The organism is Litoribrevibacter albus (assembly GCF_030159995.1).
GTDB lineage: Bacteria > Pseudomonadota > Gammaproteobacteria > Pseudomonadales > Litoribrevibacteraceae > Litoribrevibacter > Litoribrevibacter albus.
Window position 1 is genome coordinate 475,981 of record NZ_BSNM01000014.1, and the last position, 9,115, is coordinate 485,095.

Sequence of the window (9,115 nt, forward strand, 5' to 3'; positions counted from 1 at the left end):
GTTTTTGCCCAGAAGCTGACAACTAGCCGTATTTATTCTCTGAAAAAGTGGCTTGAATTAGCTCAATTTCGGGCATGTGAGACTTGAAGGCGTCCACGCAATCCCGATCGAACTTGGTGCCGGAAAACTCTTCCAACAATGCGAGTGCACGCTCGTTAGTCCAAGCTTGTTTATAGGGGCGACTGCTGGTCAAGGCGTCAAACACATCCGCCACGGCAACGATTCTCGCTTCAAGAGGGATCTCTGTCCCCTTCAAACCACAAGGATACCCAGACCCATCCACCGCTTCATGATGATAAAGCGCAATGTTCCTGAGCATGTCGATGTTTTCGAAGCGTTCAAAACCATGATTGTGAATCAGCTTATCAATCAGGTATTTGCCGTCTTCAGGGTGATGACGCATGACTTCCTGTTCTTCCTTATTGAGCGGGCCTTTCTTTAGTAATACCCGATCTGGAACTTTAATTTTGCCCACATCATGCAATGGCGCAAACTGAAAAAGCTGCTCAATATAGCGATCATTCAAATCGTACTTCTCAGCTAACGCACGAGCAATTTCACGCGCATAACGAGACATTCGTTCTAAATGCCCTCCCGTTTCAGGGTCTCGTGAATGCGTCATGTCTAGAACGGTTCGAATGGTTGCGACCAGTGTTTGAATGCTACTGAGTTCACTGAAGACCATCAGCGCAATCATTTGCCCAACCATATCCAGTTCAGTGACAAGAAACTCATCAAATTGTAAGGGCCGCTTGGAATTAAAAAAGATAAACCCAAGGAAGTGATCATCGTAAACCATCGGGTAGGTATAACTGGACCGGAACCCCGCTTTCAGAAGCGCTTGAATGTGCTCTTTCTGAACCTGCTCTAACTGTGAAAGATCAGGAATTATTCGAGGCACATGCGTTTGTGCGATCTCGCTAAGCGATTGAGACTTGGATAAGGGGTATTGGTATTGTTCCAGCGGCGTCTCTTCATCACTGCTGTAGATGAAGGTTTTCAGTAAATCGGTGTGCGTGTCGTATAAGGCAACGGCGATGCGATCAATATACGCATGGTGTTGATTGATTAACTTTCTGACCCAACACAGCTTTTCAGCAAGCGGCTGACCATCCTGTATCGGGTTAGTATGTGGAGTTGTCATAATTCAGGTCGTCTTGAAATTCCTTTTCATTACAGTTTAGTCGGTTTCCCCCTTCCCACCATGCGCATTCATTAATCCATGTCAGCACAAGGCTCTATAACGCAGGATTCTTTAACTTCCCAAGCCAATAAGGCAGATTTCCTATCCAGCCCCCAACGATAACCACCCAGCTCACCCGTACCACGCAACACGCGATGACAAGGAATCAGATAAGCCAACGGGTTCGCACCAATGGCCGAAGCCACAGCCCTCACCGCTTTGGGTTTACCGATGGCATCGGCAATGCGTTGGTAACTGGTTACGGCGCCGTATGGCAAATTGAGCAGGGCCTTCCATACCTGAATTTGAAAGTTCGTGCCTTTGGCCAACAACACCATTTGAATGGGCGAGGTACCTTGTGCGGCTGTTGATGGCTCAAATAAGGCATCAGCAGTAAAGCGGGTTTTCGGTTCGTCATGAATCAAACGCGCCTTTGCCCAGTTGCTTTCCAACTGAAGAAGCCCAGTGCCATCCTGTTCATCTTCCAGAAACGTTAATTGGCAAATCCCTCGCTCTGTCTGAGCGACAAAGACAAAGCCGAAGGCTGTAGGATGAACACCGTAATAGATCTCCAACCCCTCACCCAATTGAGCGTATTGTCCTGGCGTCACTGCTTCCATCGTAATGAACAAATCATGTAAACGGCCGGAGCCCGACAAGCCAACATCCAGTGCGGTATCAATCAGCGATTTGTTATCAGCCAGATGTTGCTTTGCAGATTCCAACGTCAGGTGTTTGCTGAATTGCTTTGGCGTCACCCCAGCCCACTCCTTAAACATCTTTTGGAAATGGTATTCACTGAGGTGAACGTGTGCAGCCACCTCTTCCAAACTGGGTTGAGCAGAGACATTAGCTTTAAGATAAGCGATGGCTTTCTCAACGCGTTGATAGTTTTTAGCACGGGATAGTCTGTTATTTTCAATTAATTGGAATTCAGCAATCATAAGCTCAGTCTAACGTCAGTATTATGATCAATCGGTAGTAATAGGATCAGTCACAGGTTATAAGATGAGTCTAACCGTTCTGAGCCAGTAAGCGACCCGATTCTTGCGCTCTTGTACCAGATCGTCAAAGCAAAAAACAAACGGATCGAATGAAGCGAATGCGCTAACGCATTAGAGCAACCGTTTTTGATATTGCAACGGAGTCTCATCAAACCATTGCTTGAAAGCCCGACTAAATGCGCTCTGTTCCGAATAACCAAGCATCAACGCAACCTCCGGCAAGGTTAACTTCCTGTCTTTGAGATATTGTTTTGCCAGCAACATCCGGGTGTCTTTCAGTAATTCACGGAACACCACTCCTTCTTCATGAAGACGACGATGTAAGCTGCGAGTAGACAAGTGAAACTGCTCAGCCACAGCTTCTACCGTAGGCTCCCCTTCCTGCAATGCACGCACTAACACCTTTCTGACCTTGATTAAGAAATTGTCTTTGTCGTCATCGGCATTGGGGGCTTTTTCAAGCAAATTCTCCGCTTGCATGCTCATCAGCTGATGTAGCTGTTGATCGCTGCCCTGAATAGGCAAAGAGAAATAAGACGCAGGAAAGGTGACACTCAAATTGGGTTGCCCAAAGTTCACCTCACAATCAAAATAGTCGCGATAGATGACTTCATTGTCAGTCGCGACTTTGTTCGTGAAGTTAATGCTAATCGGCTTGATGGAATCGTCCGCCAGCATTTCTCTCGCCAGACTCACCAAGGCTGAGATCAAAAGTTCGTCGGAAAGCTGATTTGAATAACCGTAATCTGCCTCCCAAATCAGCTTAGCCAAAAAGCGCCCTTGGGAATCACTTTCAAAAGTCAGCGCCGCGCGATTACCATCGTATAGTAAGCGTTGGAAACGTTCGAAACAGCGAAGAGCCTGTTCCAAATCCTGACTGGTTTTAAGCAAATAGCCCAAGCACCCGAAGTACTCAACCTTAACGAACTCCCCTATCTTCAGCCCAAGTGCTGGCTGCCCTAATGCGTGCTGCAAGCTTTCCAACAAAGTCCACCACTGTTCGAATGAAAGATGCTGAACGTTTGATACCAACGCCAATTGCTCTTTGAGCGCTTCCGGTGGATTACTCAAAATATCCGGACTCAGTTCCGTCATGTAGTGCTTAACGAAGTCGGATATCAGATTGGATACGTCAGACGTAATAAACAGGTTGTTGAGCATGACTAAGTATTCGTATTAACCATCAAAGATCTAATTAAAATGCATATTGGCTCAGATTGTCAAAAACAAGACTCAGTTAGTCAATAATGTCTTGCGTTTCAATTCTACTATTTAAGCCTGAGAGAACAGTTAACGCATGAGTCGTTCAACACAACTATAACTACAAAGATCGCTTAACAGATCGACAAAATTAGTGAGGCGTAGAATGCAAGATTTACTGCATGCAATTGGCTTTATCATCACCTTCGGGGTGTTTTTTGTGGGGATTATCATTGCGGAAGCCTACTACTGGCACCGTAAAGGCCGCACCGACATTTATGATTTTAAAGAAACCATCGCCAGCATCACCACGGGTGCCATGTATAAAATCACCGACGGTATATTGATTGCCGTTGTTATTACAGGGCTGTACGACTACATCTATCAATTTGGCCTACAGTACATTCCAAACGACGGCATCTGGAGCGTATTACTGATCTTCTTCGCAGTAGACTTCGTGTTCTACTGGTATCACAGAGCCATGCATAACATTCGCTGGTTATGGACAGGCCACGTAACGCACCACTCCTCTACACGCATGAATTTCTCAACAGCGCTACGCCAGAACTTTTTGTATGACCTGAACTTCGGCTGGCTTATCTGGTGGCTTCCTATTGCCCTCATCGGTTTTGACAAAGACTGGGCCATCATCGCCATTGAATTAAACCTTGCGTATCAGTTCTTCATTCATACTGAAATGGTGAACAAGCTTGGTTGGTGGGAGAAATTCTTCAACACGCCATCACACCACCGCGTACATCACGGCAGCAACCCGGAGCAAATCGACACCAACTTCGGTGGTGTACTGATCATCTGGGACAAAATCTTCGGCACCTTTGTCGATGAAAAAGACGCTGGAATCATCAAATACGGGTTAACCACACGTCAACCAACGACCTTAAATCCGATTCGTCTATGTACCGATGAATTCGTATGCATGGTGAAAGACATTCTTCGCCACAAAGATCCACGCATACTTTGGAAAGGCCCGAACTGGGTAGAGAAAACCTATGGGCGAGAGGAAGAACAAACGGCTTCAACTGCTTCGTCAAATACGGTGAGTAATTGATGGTGGGCTCCGAAAGGAGCCCTTTTACTTTTGGTTATGAACCTACTCACCAACCAACTTTGTGCTTTGACAAGTGCCATTAACTTTAGAAAAATAATACATCAGCAAACCGTACTCACTATTTTCTGATCCTGGACTCCAAATTAAATAGCTATTACTTTCCTCGAATACCGAAAACTTGTAAGGCTTGCCCCAAGCATCAACCAAAGCAGACTTATCTTTACAAAAAAAGAAATTCCTATCCTACACTTTCTAAGATGCGTACCACCTTCAAGGTACTTATGATTCGAAATAAGAATCACTCATTAACATCAGACTTGGGAGAATCATATCAGTCAGGAAGCCCCAGCATAGGGTCAAAATTTTCATGGAAGGATTTGAATTAGAGTGGAATTACTGAAAAAAGTAATGTACGTGATTACACAAACTACGACCAAAGTGTCTGCATGAGAATTATATCGTTATTCATATCTTTAATATTTTTAAATATACCCACTGCTTACTCCCAGATTGTGTCCGTGGCCGGAGTGCCCGAAACCAAAATCGCTTATGAATCCATGCTGGCGCAAAAAGGTAAAAATCCACTGGCAATAAACGACTACCGCTCTGAGTATTCCAGCAGGCCAGTGATATCCTTGATTATCATCCAACAGGCTCTACATGCATGAGGCATAAACGCCACAATCGACTTTGTACCCTTCCCAAATCTCGCAAAAAGCATCAGAGAAGTAAAAAACGGAAGAGTTACCATTTTAGCTTCAGACATGTGGGAATCTGATTTCGATGAATCTGTCTACAAATCAGCTCCCTTTATTCGAAAGGGAGAGTTTGAAAAGGGAATATACACCACTGCCGACTCAGATCTGCATAAGGGAACATGCGATCTTGCAATACTACAAAAATTAGCGCCTTTAACGGAAAACTCCTGGGGAACCGATATAGAGGTCCTCAATCATATGCAGTTCAAGACCATTCATACAGCTTCGCGATATAACCTTCTTTTCAAAATGTTGAATAAAAAACGAGCTGACTTCATTTTGCTGGAATTCAGCAGTGAGTCCACTACTCTCGCCCATCGAGATCCGTCAGGAGATCTTTACCCTGTTGAAGGGATAAAGGTAGTTTTTCCTTTCAGCAGGCATTTCATGGTTTCAAAAAAGCATTCTCACGGCCAAAGAATTTATAATGCTTTGCAAAAGGGTCTGAAAATCCTACGTAAAAACGGAACCATTGAAAAAGCGCTCTATCAATCAAAATTAAAGCTGGAAAGGGTTAAAGACTGGAAAGTCATTTACCCTCAGCAGGACAACTAGTTAATTGAGGGTAAAAGCAAGGACCTCCAACAAGATCCAAGTCAACAGCCACTAAAAAGCCAGTTTTTATTAGCCCTGACCCAATTGACTCTAACAACACCATACCTTGGGATAATCTAAACATCTGCAGCAAAACAGCGAAAAACGCCTTCTTCATGTATAAGTCGTTCGATCTTCATCTTAAACCGCTTTGACGAACTGCTGCTGAAAAATCAACCAAAAATGAAGTGATTGATGACTCAATCTCGGGCACACGCAGTAACTCTCCGATTTCATTTGGAGACTTTCCAATGAGTGGTACACGCAAAAATAGGTGCTCAAGAAAATTTGAGCTCACCGTCGAAAGTACTAACCTTAGCGAAAGTAGCATATCTTCGCCCCGATGAGATGCATGGACTAAAGCTATGGGCTTGTCGATAATTTCATCACGAGAAACCATCCAATCGATGGCATTTTTTAGACCACCGGGTATGGCTCTAACATATTCAGGACTTGAGATTATAATCCCATCAGTATTAGAAACCGCTTTCATAAATTCACGTACTTCGGCCGGAGTAGCATCGCCCTCTAAGTCTGGAGAAAAAACGGGAAGCATATTGAGACTTTGAAAGACCGACAGCTCAATACCAGCTGGAGCAAGATCTTTCATGCCTACCAATAAAGCAGTATTCGTAGACTCTTTTCGTGCACTACCGGAGATGGCTAGTAATTTCATACCGTCCTTGTTTTGGCTTAAAGCCCGCATAATAGGCGGGAATGCATGGCTACAGCTAAAATTAGCGAGGAACGATCGCCAGCCGAGCTTCATACGTCCATTCATTAATTCGTTTGTTATGTTTTTAAACCACGTTCTATTGCGGATACCTAATGCAAAATACCTAACACGAAGATCGTTTGTTGAATGGTTACGAACTCACGGCTGGTTACTACTAAAACCTAGCACCATCACAATAAACGAATACTTGATCAGTGATTTTCTTAAAATGACTACCGCTTTCAGGTTTATTTCTTATATTTAATGGCCCAGGATGATTAACCTTAATAACTACGCTATCACGCCCTCGCCCATATTCGATAGTTTCAATATTTTCGGTAGACAATAGCTCTTCGTATTTTCCAGCTACTTTAACCAAACGAAGATGAGCATGCTTTGGATCAAGTCCAACTGTCTCCCAATCTGGGGATGAAATATAGGAGATCTCACCATTAAATATGGCAACAGTATGTTGATCATTGCTCCATACTTTTTGATATTTATTGGCTAAAGCTACATCATTAACCCAATGCTTGATATATTCGATATTACTTTCGTTTTCTGCCGTAGAGGCCAAGTACTCACATTGTTCCTTTAAAAAGCTGTCAGTACGCCAACCGACATAAGCGAACCCACCAACCAGAAATATCAAGATAATTCCAAATATTTTAAACAGTGTGCGCATATGTATATGTGCTCGCTAAGAGTTGAAATCAATTGAATATTAGTAACTGTATTCAAGAACAAACCCTGTATCGCTCATACCCATTTTCATAAGAAGATCTTTCAACTCTTTCGCGAATATAATTTTCACACTTTCATCTAAACTAGACACATCGAGATTATGTTCTTTCTTACATTTAGTGACGATTACATACTTGTCTATTAAAACCAGGCCTTCATTTTTCCAATATTCATCTGCCTTCGATATCTGCTCAACAGCATATCCAGACATATAACCAGAGTAGTCTTTAACCTGTATAGCTATTGCATACTGGAAATCAACTAATCCCGGAAACTTGATTAAAATATCAGTCCCATGTTGTTTTTCTAAAACACCACTTGTTCGTTCTACAACAATAGGAGACGGATATATTTTTTTGAAGCCTTCGACTAAAGCGTACTCCCACTCTTCATTTGATAAGTTCTCGTTTAAACGGTCATATAGCTCATTAGAGAATTTTTCTGTATCAAAGCTACGATTAAGGCTATCACTAAGTATATTGTGAAACCTATTTGTAAAGCTGAGTTCACTTCTTAACTCTTTATCTTCCTGCTGAATTATTTTCTCAATAGCATTACTGCAATGACCAATACTCCAGAATCTAGATATGTTCTTTAGAGTCGACCGTATATCTCCTGTTACTGACTTATTTCTTCTAACAAATTGTTTCACTAATTTTGCGGGGAAAATATGGCCATAATCACCAAGAGCTGGCTCTATTTCAAATTTGTAGCCTGTATCGAAATCTTCGGTCGCTTCAACTACAGCAACTTCATCCCAAGTAGGAAGACGAGGAATAAGTAAAATATCGCCTTTCTTTACTTTATTAAAGATAGGTAGGTTTCGCTTGGCACCACTATCCATAGTCAAGTTAGTTAAGCATTGTTTCTCATCCCAGCCCCAACCTTGACGCAGGCGCCCTTGCTCTAACTCTGAGCGAAAAAAGTCAATCTTGTTCTTGTTTATTCGATAACCCCAATAATTCCTAGTCATTTTATCTATCCATTAAAACAGAGTATTAAGAATCGAGCTCTGACCTTGGAGGGGCCTTCAGGTTTTTGCGCCTTGACAATCCCCGGTCATATAGATGTTAGCCATATTTATGCGATTTGTTCAATTCTGCATTTTTGGCACAGAGGATAGTTATTCACTAACTCCGATATCTGTGATTTCATTTGAGCAAAGGAAGTACCGTACAAATAAAAAGCCGTTTCGGTTGGGCCTTGCCAGTAACTGTAAACTTTGCCATTACCTTGCGTAAGCCGATCAAGCTCACTGTAGACATGGTTGGAGTCACTTCTTGCATATACCTCGGAGTCCAAATCGGTACCATTTAAGTAAATTGCTAACCCTTCTAAAGTGCCAAACTCAATTTCGGAATCAGTGGCTTCTACTTTGATTTTTGACCCTTTTGGCACACCTATTTGTTCAAGTGATGATCTGATTAAATCGACAGTATCATTGCTTGAATTGCCAACTTGAATTTCTACATCACAATATTCGATTTCACCAGATTGGGATTGAAGAGTGCCACCACCTGATACTTCACCGATTGAGTTTTTCGAAAGAATTTCATCGAGAGGATCTTCGTATATTTCGCCTCTGTGCATAGGCTGAATACGAGCATTAATCGTGACCACAATAAATTCTGGTTCAATTTCTACCTTATTTTCCTTTTTCTTGAATAATCCGAACAATGTTCGATCTCCTTTTTTGTGGCTAACGAACCTGTAGAAAAACCTTCTACAGTCCTTGTTTTTGTTATCGAACATCCTACCCGACTCACTGTTTTTATTGAATATTGTTTATTCGCATTAGGCCCACATAACTTCTTATTCTGCGCTTAACAGGACTATTTCTTAGCCAAC

9 protein-coding genes are annotated in these 9,115 nt (G+C 42.6%); 2 read left to right on the top strand and 7 right to left on the bottom strand.

Annotated features, from left to right (window positions below; all coding sequences use genetic code 11):
- Positions 1-22: 22 nt before the first annotated feature.
- The 3 genes from QQL66_RS12530 to QQL66_RS12540 form a co-directional block, all read right to left on the bottom strand.
- Positions 23-1,144: an HD-GYP domain-containing protein gene (locus QQL66_RS12530; RefSeq protein WP_284381815.1), complete on the bottom strand. Its 1,122-nt coding sequence runs from the start codon at positions 1,142-1,144 to the stop codon at positions 23-25.
- Positions 1,145-1,215: 71 nt separating this feature from the next.
- On the bottom strand, positions 1,216-2,127 hold the full coding sequence (locus tag QQL66_RS12535; protein WP_284381816.1) for a bifunctional transcriptional activator/DNA repair enzyme AdaA: 912 nt from the start codon (positions 2,125-2,127) through the stop codon (positions 1,216-1,218).
- A 171-nt stretch (positions 2,128-2,298) separates the two neighbouring features.
- Positions 2,299-3,348: an AraC family transcriptional regulator gene (locus QQL66_RS12540; RefSeq protein WP_284381817.1), complete on the bottom strand. Its 1,050-nt coding sequence runs from the start codon at positions 3,346-3,348 to the stop codon at positions 2,299-2,301.
- 205 nt (positions 3,349-3,553) lie between these two features.
- On the opposite strand from QQL66_RS12540, the gene QQL66_RS12545 reads away from it, so the two are divergent.
- Entirely contained in the window at positions 3,554-4,456 is a 903-nt protein-coding gene (locus QQL66_RS12545; RefSeq protein ID WP_284381818.1) for a sterol desaturase family protein, read from the top strand.
- 764 nt (positions 4,457-5,220) lie between these two features.
- Positions 5,221-5,769 (top strand): type 2 periplasmic-binding domain-containing protein, encoded by a 549-nt coding sequence (locus QQL66_RS12550; RefSeq protein ID WP_284381819.1) that lies wholly within the window; start codon positions 5,221-5,223, stop codon positions 5,767-5,769.
- Between the two features lie 175 nt (positions 5,770-5,944).
- On the opposite strand, the gene QQL66_RS12555 is transcribed toward QQL66_RS12550, so the two are convergent.
- From QQL66_RS12555 to QQL66_RS12570, 4 genes are all read right to left on the bottom strand, one after another.
- Positions 5,945-6,577, bottom strand: coding sequence for an NADPH-dependent FMN reductase (locus QQL66_RS12555; protein ID WP_284381820.1), 633 nt, complete (start codon positions 6,575-6,577; stop codon positions 5,945-5,947).
- Positions 6,578-6,698: 121 nt separating this feature from the next.
- Complete coding sequence (locus QQL66_RS12560; RefSeq protein WP_284381821.1) at positions 6,699-7,208, bottom strand: hypothetical protein; 510 nt, start codon at positions 7,206-7,208, stop codon at positions 6,699-6,701.
- Positions 7,209-7,247: 39 nt separating this feature from the next.
- Positions 7,248-8,240 carry a hypothetical protein gene (locus tag QQL66_RS12565; RefSeq protein ID WP_284381822.1) on the bottom strand — a complete coding sequence of 331 codons (993 nt, stop codon included), beginning with the start codon at positions 8,238-8,240 and terminating at the stop codon, positions 7,248-7,250.
- Between the two features lie 107 nt (positions 8,241-8,347).
- Complete coding sequence (locus QQL66_RS12570) at positions 8,348-8,944, bottom strand: hypothetical protein (RefSeq protein WP_284381823.1); 597 nt, start codon at positions 8,942-8,944, stop codon at positions 8,348-8,350.
- Positions 8,945-9,115: the final 171 nt, after the last annotated feature.

Excerpts from the sequence above, each read along its gene's own strand:
- QQL66_RS12530 (WP_284381815.1), bottom strand. The coding sequence starts at position 1,144 with ATGACAACTCCACATACTAACCCGATACAGGATGGTCAGCCGCTTGCT.
- QQL66_RS12535 (WP_284381816.1), bottom strand. The coding sequence starts at position 2,127 with ATGATTGCTGAATTCCAATTAATTGAAAATAACAGACTATCCCGTGCT.
- QQL66_RS12540 (WP_284381817.1), bottom strand. The coding sequence starts at position 3,348 with ATGCTCAACAACCTGTTTATTACGTCTGACGTATCCAATCTGATATCC.
- QQL66_RS12545 (WP_284381818.1), top strand. The coding sequence starts at position 3,554 with ATGCAAGATTTACTGCATGCAATTGGCTTTATCATCACCTTCGGGGTG.
- QQL66_RS12550 (WP_284381819.1), top strand. The coding sequence starts at position 5,221 with ATGTGGGAATCTGATTTCGATGAATCTGTCTACAAATCAGCTCCCTTT.
- QQL66_RS12555 (WP_284381820.1), bottom strand. The coding sequence starts at position 6,577 with ATGAAGCTCGGCTGGCGATCGTTCCTCGCTAATTTTAGCTGTAGCCAT.
- QQL66_RS12560 (WP_284381821.1), bottom strand. The coding sequence starts at position 7,208 with ATGCGCACACTGTTTAAAATATTTGGAATTATCTTGATATTTCTGGTT.
- QQL66_RS12565 (WP_284381822.1), bottom strand. The coding sequence starts at position 8,240 with ATGACTAGGAATTATTGGGGTTATCGAATAAACAAGAACAAGATTGAC.